The 15,567-nt window shown below is 69.5% G+C and carries 12 protein-coding genes and 1 pseudogene; 5 read left to right on the top strand and 8 right to left on the bottom strand.

Going from position 1 to position 15,567, the window contains the following annotated elements:
- Positions 1 to 82: 82 nt before the first annotated feature.
- From ABD691_RS11505 to ABD691_RS11495, 3 genes and pseudogenes are all read left to right on the top strand, one after another.
- Positions 83 to 841, top strand: a pseudogene (locus tag ABD691_RS11505) (3-hydroxybutyrate dehydrogenase); the annotation flags it as partial.
- 35 nt (positions 842 to 876) lie between these two features.
- A complete protein-coding gene (locus ABD691_RS11500) occupies positions 877 to 2,202 on the top strand; it encodes an MFS transporter (protein ID WP_344679566.1) in 1,326 nt (441 codons plus the stop codon).
- A gap of 113 nt (positions 2,203 to 2,315) precedes the next feature.
- Positions 2,316 to 3,128, top strand: a complete 813-nt coding sequence (locus tag ABD691_RS11495) for a hypothetical protein (protein ID WP_344679565.1) — start codon at positions 2,316 to 2,318, stop codon at positions 3,126 to 3,128.
- Here ABD691_RS11495 and ABD691_RS11490 read toward each other — a convergent pair.
- The 5 genes from ABD691_RS11490 to ABD691_RS11470 all read right to left on the bottom strand — a co-directional run bounded on the left by ABD691_RS11490 (position 3,116) and on the right by ABD691_RS11470 (position 7,770).
- Positions 3,116 to 3,859, bottom strand: a complete 744-nt coding sequence (locus ABD691_RS11490; protein WP_344679564.1) for a patatin-like phospholipase family protein — start codon at positions 3,857 to 3,859, stop codon at positions 3,116 to 3,118. The two genes, ABD691_RS11495 and ABD691_RS11490, sit on opposite strands and share 13 nt — an antisense overlap.
- Before the next feature lie 76 nt (positions 3,860 to 3,935).
- A complete protein-coding gene (locus ABD691_RS11485) occupies positions 3,936 to 4,595 on the bottom strand; it encodes a response regulator (protein WP_344679563.1) in 660 nt (219 codons plus the stop codon).
- Positions 4,592 to 5,860: a sensor histidine kinase gene (locus ABD691_RS11480; protein ID WP_425565043.1), complete on the bottom strand. Its 1,269-nt coding sequence runs from the start codon at positions 5,858 to 5,860 to the stop codon at positions 4,592 to 4,594. Before ABD691_RS11480 ends, ABD691_RS11485 begins: the two co-directional genes overlap by 4 nt.
- 70 nt (positions 5,861 to 5,930) lie before the next feature.
- On the bottom strand, positions 5,931 to 6,554 hold the full coding sequence (locus ABD691_RS11475; RefSeq protein ID WP_344679561.1) for a GGDEF domain-containing protein: 624 nt from the start codon (positions 6,552 to 6,554) through the stop codon (positions 5,931 to 5,933).
- A gap of 16 nt (positions 6,555 to 6,570) precedes the next feature.
- Positions 6,571 to 7,770 carry a PucR family transcriptional regulator gene (locus tag ABD691_RS11470; RefSeq protein WP_486374893.1) on the bottom strand — a complete coding sequence of 400 codons (1,200 nt, stop codon included), beginning with the start codon at positions 7,768 to 7,770 and terminating at the stop codon, positions 6,571 to 6,573.
- Positions 7,771 to 7,926: 156 nt separating this feature from the next.
- On the opposite strand from ABD691_RS11470, the gene ABD691_RS11465 reads away from it, so the two are divergent.
- On the top strand, positions 7,927 to 8,781 hold the full coding sequence (locus tag ABD691_RS11465) for a class I SAM-dependent methyltransferase (protein ID WP_344679559.1): 855 nt from the start codon (positions 7,927 to 7,929) through the stop codon (positions 8,779 to 8,781).
- Between the two features lie 208 nt (positions 8,782 to 8,989).
- On the opposite strand, the gene ABD691_RS11460 is transcribed toward ABD691_RS11465, so the two are convergent.
- From ABD691_RS11460 to ABD691_RS11450, 3 genes are all read right to left on the bottom strand, one after another.
- Positions 8,990 to 13,513: a trypsin-like peptidase domain-containing protein gene (locus ABD691_RS11460; RefSeq protein WP_344679558.1), complete on the bottom strand. Its 4,524-nt coding sequence runs from the start codon at positions 13,511 to 13,513 to the stop codon at positions 8,990 to 8,992.
- Positions 13,514 to 13,527: 14 nt separating this feature from the next.
- Positions 13,528 to 13,827, bottom strand: a complete 300-nt coding sequence (locus tag ABD691_RS11455; RefSeq protein ID WP_344679557.1) for a trypco2 family protein — start codon at positions 13,825 to 13,827, stop codon at positions 13,528 to 13,530.
- 123 nt (positions 13,828 to 13,950) lie between these two features.
- On the bottom strand, positions 13,951 to 14,385 hold the full coding sequence (locus tag ABD691_RS11450) for a hypothetical protein (RefSeq protein ID WP_344679556.1): 435 nt from the start codon (positions 14,383 to 14,385) through the stop codon (positions 13,951 to 13,953).
- Between the two features lie 31 nt (positions 14,386 to 14,416).
- Between ABD691_RS11450 and ABD691_RS11445 the strand changes: the two genes are divergently transcribed.
- Positions 14,417 to 15,442, top strand: a complete 1,026-nt coding sequence (locus ABD691_RS11445) for a LacI family DNA-binding transcriptional regulator (RefSeq protein ID WP_344679555.1) — start codon at positions 14,417 to 14,419, stop codon at positions 15,440 to 15,442.
- Positions 15,443 to 15,567 lie beyond the last annotated feature (125 nt).

Below are 15,567 nucleotides of genomic sequence, written 5' to 3'. Positions count from 1 at the left end.
ACAACATGGCTTCGCAAGCCATAAAGAGGCGGCTCGTTGTGGGTGCGGACCACATGGTCGACGAGGTGCTTCGGTCCTAACGTCTGTCGCCATGACGAGCGATGTTGCGGGACGCGTGGCGTTGGTGACCGGTGGAGCGGGCGGAATCGGCCTGGCCTGCGCGCGGTCCCTGGCGGCTGCCGGGGCGAAGGTGCACGTCGTCGACATCGACGCCACGGGTGCCGGGCGAGCGGCTGCCGAGATCGGCGGCTGGGCGCACGCGGTGGACCTCACCGACACGTCCCGCGTCGAGGAGTTGCCGCAGGACGTGGACATCCTGGTCAACAACGCCGGGTTGCAGCATGTCGCGGCGTTGCACGACTTCCCGCCGGAACGGTTCACGGCGATCCAGGCGTTGATGGTGACCACGCCGTTCCTGCTGATGCGCCGGTGCCTCCCCTCGATGCACGCGGAGGGTTGGGGACGGATCGTCAACATTTCGAGCGTGCACGGTCTGCGTGCGAGCCCGTACAAGGCCGCTTATGTGGCCGCGAAACACGGTCTGGAAGGTCTGTCGAAGGTCGCCGCGCTGGAGGGCGCGCCCTACGGCGTCACGAGCAACTGCGTCGCACCGGGTTATGTCCGCACGCCGTTGGTCGAGGGCCAGCTCGACGCGCAGGCCGCCGAGCACGGTGTCGCCCGCGAGGACGTCCTGGCCGAGGTGTTGCTGCGGCGAGCGGCGATCAAGCGGCTCATCGAGCCGGACCAGGTCGCGTCCCTGGTGGTGTGGCTGTGCTCTGCCGAAGCAGGCCACATCACCGGGGCCTCCATTCCGCTGGACGGCGGTTGGACCGCCGCCTGATTCCCGTCCGAACCCACAACGAGGTGGAGTCCACAATGAACAATCCCCCGCGCTCGGCGATCGCGAAGATCGTCGGTGCGAGCCTGATCGGCACCACCATCGAGTGGTACGACTTCTTCCTGTTCACCTCGGCAGCCGCGCTGGTGTTCAACACGCTGTTCTTCCCGGCGGCGGACCCGTTGACCGGCACCCTGCTGGCGTTCCTCAGCTACGCCGTCGGGTTCGTCGCCCGGCCGATCGGCGGCCTGGTGTTCGGCCACTTCGGCGACCGGGTGGGCCGCAGGAAGCTCCTCGTCCTCAGCCTGGTGCTGATGGGCGGCTCGACGTGTGCGATGGGCCTGCTGCCGACGTTCGCCACGGCGGGGATGGCCGCGCCGCTGTTGCTGACCCTGCTGCGGTTGATCCAGGGTTTCGCCCTCGGCGGCGAATGGGGTGGAGCGGTCCTGATCGTGTCCGAGCACGGTGACGACCGCCGGCGCGGGTTCTGGGTGTCGTGGCCGCAGTGCGGTGCCCCGGGCGGCAACCTGCTGGCAACAGCCGTGCTGGCGATCCTGGCCGCCGTGCAGTCGGACGCGGATTTCCTGGCCTGGGGCTGGCGAATCCCGTTCCTGCTGTCGGGTTTGCTCCTGCTGATCGGCCTGTGGATCCGGCTGGCTGTCGCCGAGTCGCCGGTGTTCCTGGAAGCGCAACGCCATGCGGGCGGGCGGATCGGCAAGCACGTCCCGGTGGTCGAGCTCTTCCGCCGCAACGGCCGCCAGGTGCTGGTCACGATCGGCGCGCGAATGGCGGAGAACGTGTCCTACTACGTGCTCACGGCGTTCATCCTGGTCTACGTCACCAGCGGGCTCCACCTGCCCAAGAGCGTCGGGCTGAACGCGGTCCTGATCGGTTCGATCGTCCACTTCATCACGATTCCGCTGTGGGGCGCGCTGTCCGATCGCCTCGGCCGCAAACCGGTGTACCTGTTCGGCGCGGTCAGCACGGCGGCGTGGGGCTTCGCGTTCTTCTGGCTGCTGGACACGAAGTCCCCGATGATCATCGCGGTGGCCACGACGGTCGGACTCGTGCTGCACGGCGCGATGTACGGCCCGCAGGCGGCGTTCTTCGCCGAGCAGTTCCCGACCCGGGTGCGCTACACGGGGCTGTCGGTCGCCGGGCAGGTGTCGTCCATCGCCGCGGGCTCGGTCGCCCCGCTGATCGCGGTCGCGCTGTTCCACAGCTGGGGCAGCACGGTTCCGATCTCGTTGTACGTGGCCGCGATGTGCGTGCTGACCGTGGCAGCTTTGCTGGCAGCACCGGAAACGAAGGGGATGTCGATGCACACCGAGGGCAGGCGTCCGGATGATCGGGTGATGATCTGAGGGGCGGGCATCCTGAGAGCCGCGGCCTTCGCATGACGCGGCGGCGCACCGGTCCGGAGCCACCTCGCGGTTGTCGGCAGCGACCACGAACGAAACGGAGTTGGCCTCACGCCATGGCACTCACCGCGGAGCGGATTCCCGGTGGCCTGCCGTCGGGACGGTTGGTGGTGCCCGACGAGCGGGTCGCCGGGCCTGGGGTGACGGAACCGGTGCTGTGGGTCTCCCGCGACCCCGTGCCGGAGCCGGAAGCCGGACAGCGCTGGGGCGAGCTGCTCCAGCAGCGGGAGGAAACCGGGCTGTGGCCGCTGTTGCTGGGCGGCACCGGCAGCGGCGGCCTGCGGCCCTGGCACACCGGTGAGCTCGCCCCCACACCGGCCGACGCGATCGACGACGTGGATCTGGCCGAGCGTTGTGTCGCCGAATGGGAGGACATGGAAGAGGGGCTGGACGAACCGATGCCGTACCCGGCCTGGCCCGGTATGGCGCCGCCCGCCCAGCAGGACGGTGACCCCGACGAGCGGGCAGTGGCCGTCGCGGCCAGCGTCGAGGGCATCCGCGCTCTGATCCCCGCCGACGACCATGGTCCGTATTTCGGCTTGGTCGAGGCCCGCGACAGTGCCATCACCGTATGCGGTTGGCGTCCGGAAGTCGGGGCCGAGACCGTCGCGGCAATGGTGCACAGCTGGGAGCAGCGTTTCGGGGTGCGGCTGTGTTCGCTGGGCGGTGTCTCCACCGTTTGCCTGACGGTCGGATGGCCCCGCGAACGCTGGAACACGCGCGCCGCGTCGCCGCCGAGCAGATCGCTTTCTGCCCGGATCTGCTCCAGCTTCCCGAGGACGAGGATTTCGAGACGTACGCGGCCAGTCTCGTCGACGCCCCGACCTGGATGCTGTGGTGCGACTGAGCCCCTGGGTCATGCTCGGTAACCGCGCTCGATCAACTCGGCGGTCCGCGCGAAGCTCCAGCCCGTTCCGGGGGCGACCGCGCCTCCCATGAGCAGGACACCAGGGGTGTCGACCGGGGCGGAGGATCGGTAGCCGATGGGCCTGGGCCAGCGGGTGGTGGGAAGTGCGACCACCGAGGCTGCGCCGAGCGCGAAGGCTTCGGCGATCGGCAGGTCGTGGCGGACACCGCCATCGGTCATGCGGACGCCGTCGATCGTGACGGCGGGCAGCAGGACCGGGATGGCACAACTGGCAAGCAACGCCGTGAGCAGGCAGCCCGCGCGCAGGACGCGGGGGCGCCTGGTGTCGCGTTCCACCGCGAGCACGAAAAGCGGCAAGGCCAGATCGTCGAAGGTGCACCCCGGGTGGAAATGCGATGTGATGAGCCGACGTAGTCCTTCGTTGCCGAATATCGCTCTGCGCTGCCAAAGAGGCGGCCCGTCAAAGCAGAACAGGTCTCGCGCGCGTACGCGCCGCCACAACGTGTCGAGGTTTTCCGCCGCATGATCCGGGTTTTTCGCCATCACCGCGGCGTTGAGCGCACCGACCGAACTGCCCACGACGAAGTCGGGGCGCACGCCGTGCTCCTGCAGCGCCCTTAACTGTCCTACTTGGACAGCACCGTGGCTTCCGCCCGCACCGAACGCGAACGCGATCGGACGCGGCAACGACGTCGTGCGGGAGGTCTCTTGAAGCAGTGGTGAACCAGGCACGGACGAAGGATGCGTTTTCGGCGGGGATTCCCGCGTCTGCCCGGAGTCAGCAGTCGATGTGACCGCAGTAGTAGTCCTACGAGCCGGGGCGGACGAGGCGGTGTTCGTAGGCGAAGACGACGGCGTGCACTCGGTCCCGCAGGTTCAGCTTCGTGAGGATGCGCCAGACGTGGGTTTTGACGGTGCCCTCGGTCAGCTGGAGCTCTTCTGCGATCTCGGCGTTGGATCCGCCCTTGGCCACCAGCAGCAGGATTTCGCGTTCCCGATCGGTCAGCGCGGCAACCGGGTCGGGTTCGTCCGACGGCACCGGAAGCTCGCCGGCCACGTGCTCCAGCAGCCGACGTGTCGTCGATGGTGCGATCACTGCGTCACCCCGGTGCACCGTGCGCACCGCGGCGAGCATTTCCTCCGGATCGGCGTCCTTGACGAGGAAGCCGCTGGCCCCGGCACGCAGCGCGGCGAACGCGTGCTCGTCGAGGTCGTAGGTGGTCAGCATGACGACCTTCGGCGGGTCGGCGCGCGAGAGCATCCGCCGGGTCGCTTCGACACCGCCCATGCGCGGCATCCGCACGTCCATGAGGACGATGTCCGCGGTGCGTGCCGCGAGGCTTTCCACCGCCTGGAACCCGTCTCCGGCTTCACCGACCACGGTCATGTCCGGTTGGGAGGCGACCACCATCGCGAACCCCGCCCGGACGAGGGCCTGGTCGTCGACCAGGAAGACCCGGATGCTCATCGATCCACCTCCACCCTCGGCAGCCGCGCCACCACCAGGAACCCGCCGTCGGGTGCCGGGCCCGCGTCGAGCGTGCCACCGACGACGGCCAGCCGTTCGCGCATGCCGATCAATCCGTGCCCAGGGGATGCTGTCCCGCCGGCGCCGTCATCGCGCACCGTGATCGACACGGACTCAGAGGTCCAGTCGAACCGCACCTGGGCGCCGGCGGCGTCTCCGGCGTGCTTGAGCGTGTTCGTCAGCGCCTCCTGCACGACCCGGAACGCGGCCAGTTCCGCAGAAGCGCTCAGGCAACCGTTCTGCGGTGCGTCGTGTTCCTCGAACACGACCCGAACCCCTGCGGCACGAACGCGATCGAACAGCGCCGGCAGATCGGCGAGGGCTGGCTGCGGGAACTGGTCGTCCTCCCCGTCTCCGGTGCGCAGCACCCGCAGCAACCCCCGCATGTCGCCCAACGCCTGCCGTCCCGTCCGCGCGATCGTGGCAAGCGCCTCCACAGCGGCCTCCGGCTCGGCCCTCGCCGCGTACCGGCCGCCGTTGGCCTGGCTGATCACCACCGACAGCGCGTGCGCGACGATGTCGTGCATCTCCCGCGCGATCCGCGCCCGCTCGTCGAAGACCGCACGGCGGGCCCGCTCCTCCCGCTCGGCCTCGGCGCGCACCGCGCGCTCCTCCAACGCCGCGACGTAGGCGACCCGCACGCGCCGGAACATCCCCAGGCTCCACGCCGCCACCACGAACGGCAGCAGACGCAGCACCACGTGCACCAACCACTCACCTGCGGGAAGACCAGCCAGCGGAAACCCGCACACCGCCACCACAACCGCGCCAACGGCACTCGCGGTCAGGCCCCAGACCGGGGCATGGCGACGGCCGTAGGCGCTGAACGTGTACAACGAGAGCAAATAGACCGGCACCGACGGCAGCAACCACCAGATGCTGGTCAGCAGCAGAACCCCGGTCGCCGCGGCGGCGATCGCGAAAGAAGCGAGCGGCCGCACCCGGCGCCATGCCAACGCGCCGTGCACCAACACGACCGACGCCACAGCCAGAAGCGTGAACGGCGGCCGTGTCGCGGGCGCGCCGCCCACCACCGGCTCACCCGCGCGGTCGAACAACAGCCACACCGACCACGAGCCCAGCAAAGCGGCCAGGACCAGGGCTGTCACCGAGTCCACGAGAAGCGGACGCGCTCGCGCACACGAGTTCAGCTGCTCCAGCCAAGGAGGAATCCCGTGCCGCCGTCCACCTCCGTCGACTGCCACTCCACGAGCATAGGGATCACTTGGGTCGGCGGTTCAGCGCCGGGGAGTCGGGTCGGGTTCGGCGGAGCGGTCACTGTTCGCCCGCTCCGCACGCCCCTGCGTGGAGGTGGTGATGGGCGACGACTCCGGGCCGGCGCTGTGCACGAGCCAGGTCCCGAGGTTGGCGGGTCCTCGCCTTCGCCAGGTACAGGTGCGCGTCGGCCTGGCTGATCAGCTCGTCGAGCGGCGTGCCCGTCGGCGCGACGGCGTGGCCGACGCTGCCGCCCGCGGCGATGCGGTGGTCTCCGATCGACAGCGGTGCCGACAGCGCGCGGAAGAGGTCGTCGGCACGGCGTTCGGCCTGCTCGGCGTCGTCGAGGTGACCGAGCCACAGGGCGAATTCGTCGCCGTGCAGCCGGGCGGGGAGCTCACCGGGTCGGGCCAGGTCGCGCAGCCGGGCGGCGACGGCGGCCAGCACGCGGTCGCCGAAGGGGTGGCCGTAGGTGTCGTTGATGGACTTGAACCGGTCGAGGTCGGCCACCAGGAGTCCGACGATCCCGCTGCGGCGGATCCTGGGGCGTGCGCGCCGGTGCAGCGCCGCGTGGTTGCTGATCCGGGTGAGCGGATCGGTGTGCAGGCGGCGGTGGTAGACCGTGGCGGTGGTGGTGGCCACGGCCGCCCACGCGGCGGTGGCGGCGCACAGGATGAGGGACATCGGGGTGCCTCCTGGCCTACGTCCGTACCGGCGGATCGGTGTCCTGTTCGGACAGTGCGGTGAGTTCTCCGGCGCGCAGCACGATCTCGAGCTCCAGGCGTGCGCAGGGATCGTCGAGCTGGTCGCCGAAGAGGCTTTCCAGCTGGCGCATCCGGTAGCGGACGGTCTGCGGGTGCAGGCCCAGCCGGGCGGCGACCTCGGGGGCGCCGCCGCCCCGGCAGCGCAGCCAGGCGAGCAGGGTTTCGGTCATCTTGGCCCGCTGCTTGGGCTCCAGGCCGGCCAGGGGAGCCAGGCGGCGTTCGCCGAGCGCGGAGATCAGGAAGCTGTTGTGGACCAGGAAGTGGGTGCAGAGGTGATCTTCCCAGCGAGTGACCGGAGCGTCCGGGAGCACACCTCGCCGCACCAGGTCCAGCGTCCGCCTTGCCCACTCCAGCGACGTCGCGGCCGAGCCGAGCGGGAGCCGCGGCCCCACAGCCACGCGCGCCGGCCCCGCCGGGAGCCGCGCGTCGCCGGGCACGAGCAGGAACGGTTCGGGATCGTCGTCGCCGACCAGGGCCTGGTCGCCCACGCGGCGCACGACCTCGCCGATCTCGTCCGCGGAGCCCAGCGCGATCGCGGTGACCTCGGCGGGCAGTTCCCAGTCCGCGGCGCGGGCGAGCTCGGCCAGGGAGCAGTGCAGCGGGGTGCCGTCGAGGAGGTGCTGGAGGAGCTGCCTGCGGCAGCGCTGCTTGTGGTCGGGGGCTGTCGCGCGGGCGTCGGCGTATCCGGCGGAGGACACCTGGGAAAGCGAGTCCACGGCGGTGAACACGGCTTCGCCGAAGGCGCCGACGACATCGCTGGAGATGTCGAGCTGCCGCGCGAAGGCCGCGAGATGACGCATCCCGACCCGGCCGCACGCCCGGAAGGCCCGGTGCAGGCGCTCCGGGGCACGGCCCGCCTCGAACTCCGCTTTGCCCAGGCGGTGCAGCAGTTCGCGCGAGTCCGGCCGCATGGCGTGCGCGCTGAGCAGGGCTCGTCCCAGGTCGCAGGCCAGGGCGTGGCCTGCGCGGCCCTCCAGCAGCCTGGCGTGCTCGGGCAGGTGGCGGCGGATCTCGCCGACCATGGCTTTCGCCGTGGTCTGGACGTGCGCGAGTAACTGGCTGTACGTCCCGTGAGGGACCGAAGCCCGATGCGGCTCCTCCGGGGCTGCTGCGACAGGGGATAGGCCGTATGGCATAGGACGATCGTGTCCGAACATCCGCCGCTTGGCGTCGCGGAAACTACGTACTTGCCATACGTACGTCTGGCGCCACGGCCTCGGCCCTGCTCACGACCCCGGCAGCTTTCCGGCGAGGAACCGTTTCGAGACCGGTGCCCGGTACGTTGTTGGATCGTGAGCGAAGCGGTAGGAGTGGGGCCGGCCGGTGCGGAAGACGCGCGGCGGGACATCGCGCGGCTGTTCGACCGGACAGCGGAGACCTATGACGCCCTGGGTATCGAGTTCTTCGCTGCCTTCGCCCGCGACCTGCTTGCCCAGGTCGCTCCGGTGCCCGGGGAACGGGTGCTGGATGTCGGCTGCGGACGCGGCGCGGTGCTGTTCCAAGCGGCGGAGCTGGTCGGCGACAGCGGATCGGTGCTGGGCATCGACCTGTCCTCGGAGATGGTCGAGCGCACGGCGAGGGACATCGAGGACCGGGGGCTGATCAACGCCTCGGCGACCCTGATGGATGCCCAGGAGCCGGAGCTGGCCGGTGAGTCCTTCGACGTCGTGGTGGCGTCGTTCGTGGTGTTCTTCCTTCCCGATCCGGTCGCGGGTCTGCGGTCGTGGCACGGCCTGCTCAAGCCGGGCGGACGCGCCGGTGTGAGCACGTTCGGCGCCGACGATCCCCGGTGGGCCGGCGTGCGCGAGGTGTTCAGGCCGTTCGTCCCACCGGCGATGGCGTGGACCTGGGCAGCCCGGGCCGGTTTGTTCGCGTCCGTCGCGAGCTTCGACCGGGCCGTCGAGTCGGCCGGCTTCACCGGTGTGTCCTCCGTCGAGCGCAGCTATCCGGTGACGTTCGCCGATCCCGCGGAGTGGATCGCCTGGTCCTGGTCGCACGGCCAGCGGATGTTCTGGGAACTGGTGCCGGAAGACCGCCTGGCAGCGGTGCACGAGGCCGTGCTGGCGGAGTTGGAGCCGTTGCGCGAACCTGACGGCAGCTTGGTGATGACGCAAACCGTGCGCTACACGATCGCCCACCGCGCGTGAAACCGAACATGGGTCAGGACTCCAGCGCGGCGATGATGTTGTTTTCGCGAGCGGACAGGGGAGCGAAGCGGTATGCGAAGAACGCGAGACGTCCACTCGTGCGCCGGTGCTGTTGCCTCCGCTCAGGCGTTCTTCCACCGTCCCACCATCGCTTCGCAAGTCGGCGAACATGCCAGTATCACGCCGGGAATCGTAGTGCCATGGCTGTTCAGGGCGGCGGCAGTAGGGACGGCGGCGGCAGCGTGATCACGCGTGGATCGAGTCGTGCTGCCGCAGGGAGCACTTCCAACCAGCGCTGCCCTCGCAGCCCGGTCACGACGAGCCGGATGACCGAGTCTCTCCGGGGATCGTCGTCGGCCGGCTCGCCAGCCGGCAGTGAGCCGAGCAGCCGCGTCACGGCCTGGACACAAGCACTGTGCCGGGCCGGTGGATCGGCGATCAGCTGGACGAGTCGCTCAGCGCGCTCGGCCTGGCCGAGAGATGCGGTGATGGTGACCCAACGCTTCAGCAACCTGGTTCGGCTGCGCGGATCCCTGATCGCGGAAAGATCCGATTCCACCCGGGCTGCCAAGCGGTCGGAACGGTCCGCGTCGACTGGGCCGAAGGCCACGACCGCTGTTGAGGTGGCATCGATTCGCAGGAGCAGGTCGGCAAGCTCCGTCAACTCCCTTTCGATGTCGTCGGCCAGGATCCGAAACCGTTCCGCATCGCCGCAGGTGGCCAGGGTCGTGGCGACGGCGGCCAGCGCGCGGACGCGGTCCGCGGTGCCCGGCAGCTGCCGAGCGGCGAATTCCGCCGCCCCAGCGTTGATCTCGCTGACCGTTCCCAGAACATGCGACAGCGACTCTTCCCTCCGGTGCTGCCGGTCGCTGCGCAACGACACGAGGAGCGCATGGCTCAGGTGGTGCGCCCATTCGGGATGGACGACGGCGGCCTGCCTGACCGCGGGGCGAGCCGCGTAAGCACGTTCCGCAGTGCCGACGACGGCACTGATCCACTTCTGGGCCCACATCCACTGCTGGTGTTCCGCCGCGACGGCGGCCAGCGACCGCAGCAGCTGGACCTGTTCGGCTGGATGTGTCAGCGGCCGAACCATCTCGTCGGCCTTGTCCCACTGACCGGTCAATGCCACTGCCACGGACAGCGCTGCCCTCGCCCGCTGCTTGTCGGACTCGTGGGTGATGTCCTCGATCCGCTGCTCGGCGGTCTCGATCAGCCGCCGGGCCCACCGGAGGTCAACGCCTGCGACGACCTCGGCCAGCCTGCTCAACGCTCGGACCTGGCTTCGTGCGTCGGCGATCGAGTGAGCCCATCGCCCAGCCCTGTCCCACTGTCCTTCGCGTGCCGCGAAGAAGCACAAGGGCAACAAGCACTCCGTGTGCCTGCCGTCCATCATGGCGGCCCATCGGTCCGCTGCGTCCCAGTCATCGACCTGTGCGGCGCCGAGAGCCATCAGAGCCAGCGTCCTGGCCTTTTCAGACGGTTCGATCACCGCATCCGCGAACTGGTCCGCCTGTTCCAGAGCACCGATTTCCGCCGCAGCGGAGGCGAAAGCACTCATCACCTTGGTGGTCTGGCCATCGGCCATCGAACGGGTCAGCCGCTCGATCCGGGCGGTCGTCCGCTCCGCCCACGCCGCGTCCAGCGGCACCGAAACCTCGGCCAGACACCGCATCAGCCACGCCCGGCTGCCGTGATCGGCCAGGTCCTCGATGAGGCGCTCCGCCTGCACGGCCAGCGAGCGAGCGCACGCCTGATCGTCAGCGAGAACCGCGTGAGCCGCGAGAAGCAACGCCCACGCGCGGGTGCGCCGGTCGACGATGCCGTCGGCCAGCCGCTGCATCCGGTCATGCTGCTTCGCCACAGCTGCCGACACCACCAGGTAGCGGCTGCACTTGTCGTGATCATCGGTCACGCTGCGAAGACCGTGCTCTGCACGGTCGAGAATCCGGTCGGCGCACGCCAGGTCGGTACGTGCGACGCAGCACGCCAGATCCCCAAGAGCCGTGACTCGCAGGTCCATCGGTTCGATCAGGGCAGTCAATGCTTCCGCTCGGTCGTAGTCGCCGGTCGCACGGAACGCACGAACCATCGTCAGCGTTGGATCCAAAGGTGGAGTGGGCTCAGTCCTGCAACCCTCGTGGAAGGCATGTTCGGCGTCACCGAGCAGTCGGCGAGCCCGGCTCGGTTCGGCGGTTGCGACGTGCTCGACCAGGTCACCGAGCGCGCAGGCACGATCGAAGGGGACCTTGATCGCGGTGGTGAGTTCCTCGGCCCGGTCGAAGTCACCCAGCACGACCGCGATGGTCCGAATGACCGCCCGCACGCTGGGAATGTGCGACCGGTACCCGTAGGTGCGCGCTGCGGTGGGCCAGACATCGACGCTGGAATCGAGGTGTTCCCGGACAAGCTGCTCCGCCGTGCGCATCAACTCGTCCACGTGCTCTCGTTCACCGGCACCCGCGCTCTGGGCGAGATCCGCGAGCCTGTGCGCACGAGCCAGTCCGCCGTCGTTCGCGCCTTCGCCGTCGAGCAGGTTGAGCGCCTGCCGGGGGTTGAACGCGGCCATGACCCTGGCCAGGTGCGCAAGCGACTGCGTTCGAGCTTCCGGGTCGCGTTCCCCGGCCACGCCCTCGATGACCTCGTTGACCAACCGCAGCGCCATGGGCCCGTCGGACGCGGACACCGCTTCGGCCAACAACGTGAAAGCCCGCGCCCGCACGGACAGGTCAGGAAGGCTGCGCGCCAACGCCTCGGCGCGCTCGACGTGCCCGAGCCTCGCCCACAGAGCGGGCAGCTGCTCCGGAACGCACTCGTTGCGTCGCAGCAGCCGATCCCGCTCAACAGCCAGCCGCACCGACCACCACACGTCCGGGTGGGCGTGTGCTGCCTGCACGTTCTCCGCGGCGTGGATCTCGGTGAACGCGGTGGCATCGCTCTGCGAACTCCGCAGCAGGAGATCGTGCCGCGCCACGTCAACGGCCAGTTCGCACAGCCGCGTTTCCGCGTTGAGCGAGACCAGCAGGTTCGTGTACGGCTGCAGGAGGTACCGGGGTGTCGTCGCAGGCCAGTTCTGTTCGCGGAAGTCGTCGGCCCACAGGTGGATGCGATGGCGGTACTTCGCGATGACATCGACCAGCATCTGTTCGGCCAGGGTCAGAAGCGTCTCGTGCGCGAACTGGTACGTCGGCTCGTCCGCCACGGCAGCCGCCGACGAGCCCGGTGGCCCCACCCGCAGGCTGCGGCCGAAGACACTGCTGATCCTGGTTTCCAGTACGAAGACCGGCCGCTCGGTCAGGTTCGCGAGGTCGCGTGCGGTCAGCCCGCCGCCCGACGCCGCGAGGAAGCCGACCAGGTCGCCGTCCAGCTCGTCTCCGTGCAGCCGTTCCGCCAGCTCCTGCTTGGCACGGTGTTCGAGCTCTCGCGCGTGCGCCGAAGGTTCCAACCGCCGCACCGACGCCCACAACGGGTGCTGACCGGGGAGGTCGCCTGCCACGGGGTGGGGACGACTGGTCACCAAGATCCGCACTCCGTCCGGTGGAGACGACGGCAGCAGCGACGCGATGCTCTGCCGCGGGCCCACAGCCCCGATTCGCGCATCTTCATCCAGCCCGTCCACGACGACGACCAGTCGCTGCCCCCGGAGACGGACCTGCTCCGCGGCTTTGGTGAGAAGGTGGCTCCACAAGCCACGGCGCCCAGCCAACGTGGTGACCGTGTCCGCGATGTTGACCCCCGCGATCGCGGCGAGCTGCTCCACCATCGCGTCGACGAAGGCATCGCTGCTGTCCTGCCCCGGGGAACGGGTCACGAAGAAGGACACCACCCGCACTCCGGCCGGCGGGCTCGCCACGAACTGCGCGCAGAGCGCGGTCTTGCCCGCCCACGGGGGCGCCTGCCACCACTGGAAAGGGTCGCTCCCAGCGCAGAAGACGGCCAACTCGTCGAGTTCCTCTTCCCTGTCGCGCAGCACCGCGGGTGCGAGTTCGCGGGCATGGGCGGCGTATGCGGCCTCGACAAGATCCTCGACGTGTTCGGGCACCACCGTGCTCATGTCCTCGGCGGTGGCCGGAAACCGGATCAGCTCGCACAGCCGCTGCCGTTGGTGATCGGCAATCCACTCGTGCAAGCGGTCCAGCCGGGTCGCCGACAGCCGTCCCGGACCGTCGGAGCGGTGATGTTTGTTGACCACCCCGATGATCCGGCCACGGCACCACAACGCCGCTCCCGACATTCCGTCCCACGGAGACCCGGCACCGTTCAACGGCCGATCAGGCGCGGAAACCACCACCTCCAGCGCGCCCTCACGCCGGTTGGACAACACCGCGGACCGCCCGACCACATGGCACGAATCGCGAAACCATCCCGGCCCGGCGGAGTCCTTCCGAAGCTTGAACGCCGGGAACCCGACTGCGCTGCACTCCAGGACGGCGTCCCGATCACCCACCGCACCGAAGGCCGCGGGGCGGACGTCGTCCCCGGTCTCTTGCAGGAGCACGACCGCCACATCGCATTCCCGCGATTCCCACGCGACGACACCACGGGAGGTCCACTCGTCACTGCGATCCGCGTTGAACCGGACCTGGACGTCCAACGCCCCGGCAACGACATGGGCCGCGGTCAGCACGGCGCCGGTGGCCACCCGGTAACCCGAACCGCGACTGCGGTCCGAGCCGGACGTCACGACGAGGAGTTCGGCGACACGACCGGGGTCGATACCGCGGACACCCATCCCGATGCCCTTCCTCAGCGCTCGTCGAACGCCTCCGCACCCGAAATCCACGGTGTCTGATCCGAACCGGCAAGCCGCGGTTGCAGGGTCAGCTTGAGCCGCTGCGCCTGCTGCCACTTGGTTTTCTCGTCCACACCGGCTTCGACGACCCAGAAGCGGACCTTTCCGGTGCCCGCGTGCTCCTTGTCCGCGGAGACCGTCAGCTCAAGCTCGACCGGCCCCAGCTCGAAGCGCAGCGGCTCACCCTCCGCTGTCGCCGTGGCCAGGTTCAGCTCGCTGCGCAGTTGCCGGATGAGCTCAGCCAACTCGATCATCAGGTGTCACATCCCCAGTTGAACCTGCTACGCATTACCCCAGAGTCCCGAAGAGACTACCGTCCGTATCAATGCAGGGGACATTGCCCACCATTCGAGCCCACGCCGGGGCACCTGGGACGTTCAATCTTCAACCTGGTGTGTCAACACCACTTGGCGCCATCTCATCAAGTGATCCCCAGTCGGGATCCGCTCGAAGGTCTGGATCCGGGTGTGCCGGTTGGGGTCGTTGCTGGTGAAGACCGGGTTCGGCGATTTCGCCCAGAAACCGGGTCGAGCAGGTTGCTCCCACGCGGTCAGCGGCGTGTAGCCGGGATTGTCGGCCGGGTCGTACTCGAAGGACCGGTTCCGCACCAGCCCGCCGTCGGCGGCGCGGTTGATGTCCTCGTAGAAGACGCCGTACATCGTGGAAGCAGCCGCCGGCGTTTCGCGGCCGAGATCGGACGGTACGGCGGAAAACGCGGTGCGGTCAAGCCGGAAAGTCACGGCGTTGTTTTTCGCGGATTGCGCGGAACGCGGGGTTGACGTGATCTGTGTTACCGCTAACATCACTGTCACTCGGACGTGGCGGAACGGGAGGAACCGGCGGATGGCCAAAGGACCCGAGAACGCGCCCGCGGCCGGCAGGCAGCCCGCGCTCAGCGATGTCGCGGCCGCCGCCGGGGTCTCGAACATGACCGTGTCGCGGGTGATCAACGGCAACGGTTCGGTCCGCGCCGCCACCCGGCGCCGGGTGCTCGACGCCGTCGAGCAACTGGGCTACCGCCCCAACTCGCTGGCCCGCGGCCTGGCCACCGGGCGGTCGCGCACCCTGGGCGCGGTCGCGCTCGACTCGGTCCTCTACGGGCCGGCGAGCACGCTGTTCGGGATCGAGAACGCGGCGCGGGAAGCCGGCTACGGCGTCTCGGTCGCCAGCGTCAGCGCGCCCGAGCACCCGCTGATCGTCGAGGCCATCGAGCGGCTGCGCAGCCAGGGGGTGGAAGGCGTGATCGTGATAGCGCCGCACGTCGCCGCAGGTCGGGCCCTTGAGGACGTCCCGCAGGACGTTCCGCTGGTGGCCGTGGCCGACGTCGACCAGCCGTCCGTCCCGGTCGCCGCGGTGGATCACCGCGACGGCGCCCGGCAGGCGGCTGAGCACCTTTTCTCGCTCGGGCACGACACCGTCTGGCACATCGCGGGTCCGCACGGCTGGCTGGAGAGCCAGGCGCGTGAGGAGGGCTGGCGAGCCGTGGTGAGCGAACGCGGCGCGCCCGAGCCACCGGTCCTGCGCGGCGACTGGAGCCCGCGCTCCGGGTACGAGGCGGGCCGCGAGCTGCTCCGCCACGACCAGGTCGACGCGGTGTTCGTCGCCAACGACCAGATGGCGCTGGGGCTGCTGCGCGCGCTGTCGGAGGCGGGCGTGTCCGTGCCGCACGACGTGCGCGTCGTCGGCTTCGACGACATCCCCGAAGCCGCCTACTTCTCACCGCCGCTGACCACCGTGCGCCAGGACTTCATCTCGCTGGGGCGGCAGGTGTTCGGTCAGCTGCTGCACCGCATCGAAGGGGAGCGAACCCGGATGCGGTCGATCGTGCCCGTCGAGCTCGTCGTGCGGGAGAGCACCGGAACGCGCTGATCAGGTCGACACCGCCTCCGGGCGGAGAGAGGAGTGCCGCTGACGCGTTTTCCTGGATTCTTCTGAGCAGTTCGCCGATGCATTCCCGGCAATAGTGGATGCGCGTCGGGATTTCCCGGCTCTGT

Origin of the sequence: Saccharopolyspora taberi (assembly GCF_039534165.1) — a bacterium.
Classification (GTDB): domain Bacteria; phylum Actinomycetota; class Actinomycetes; order Mycobacteriales; family Pseudonocardiaceae; genus Saccharopolyspora_D; species Saccharopolyspora_D taberi.
This window is presented reverse-complemented; position numbering and strand designations above follow the sequence as displayed.

Excerpts from the sequence above, each read along its gene's own strand:
- ABD691_RS11485 (WP_344679563.1), bottom strand. The coding sequence starts at position 4,595 with ATGAGCATCCGGGTCTTCCTGGTCGACGACCAGGCCCTCGTCCGGGCG.
- ABD691_RS11460 (WP_344679558.1), bottom strand. The coding sequence starts at position 13,513 with ATGGGTGTCCGCGGTATCGACCCCGGTCGTGTCGCCGAACTCCTCGTC.
- ABD691_RS11475 (WP_344679561.1), bottom strand. The coding sequence starts at position 6,554 with ATGTCCCTCATCCTGTGCGCCGCCACCGCCGCGTGGGCGGCCGTGGCC.
- ABD691_RS11470 (WP_486374893.1), bottom strand. The coding sequence starts at position 7,770 with ATGCCATACGGCCTATCCCCTGTCGCAGCAGCCCCGGAGGAGCCGCAT.
- ABD691_RS11455 (WP_344679557.1), bottom strand. The coding sequence starts at position 13,827 with ATGATCGAGTTGGCTGAGCTCATCCGGCAACTGCGCAGCGAGCTGAAC.
- ABD691_RS11445 (WP_344679555.1), top strand. The coding sequence starts at position 14,417 with ATGGCCAAAGGACCCGAGAACGCGCCCGCGGCCGGCAGGCAGCCCGCG.
- ABD691_RS11495 (WP_344679565.1), top strand. The coding sequence starts at position 2,316 with ATGGCACTCACCGCGGAGCGGATTCCCGGTGGCCTGCCGTCGGGACGG.
- ABD691_RS11500 (WP_344679566.1), top strand. The coding sequence starts at position 877 with ATGAACAATCCCCCGCGCTCGGCGATCGCGAAGATCGTCGGTGCGAGC.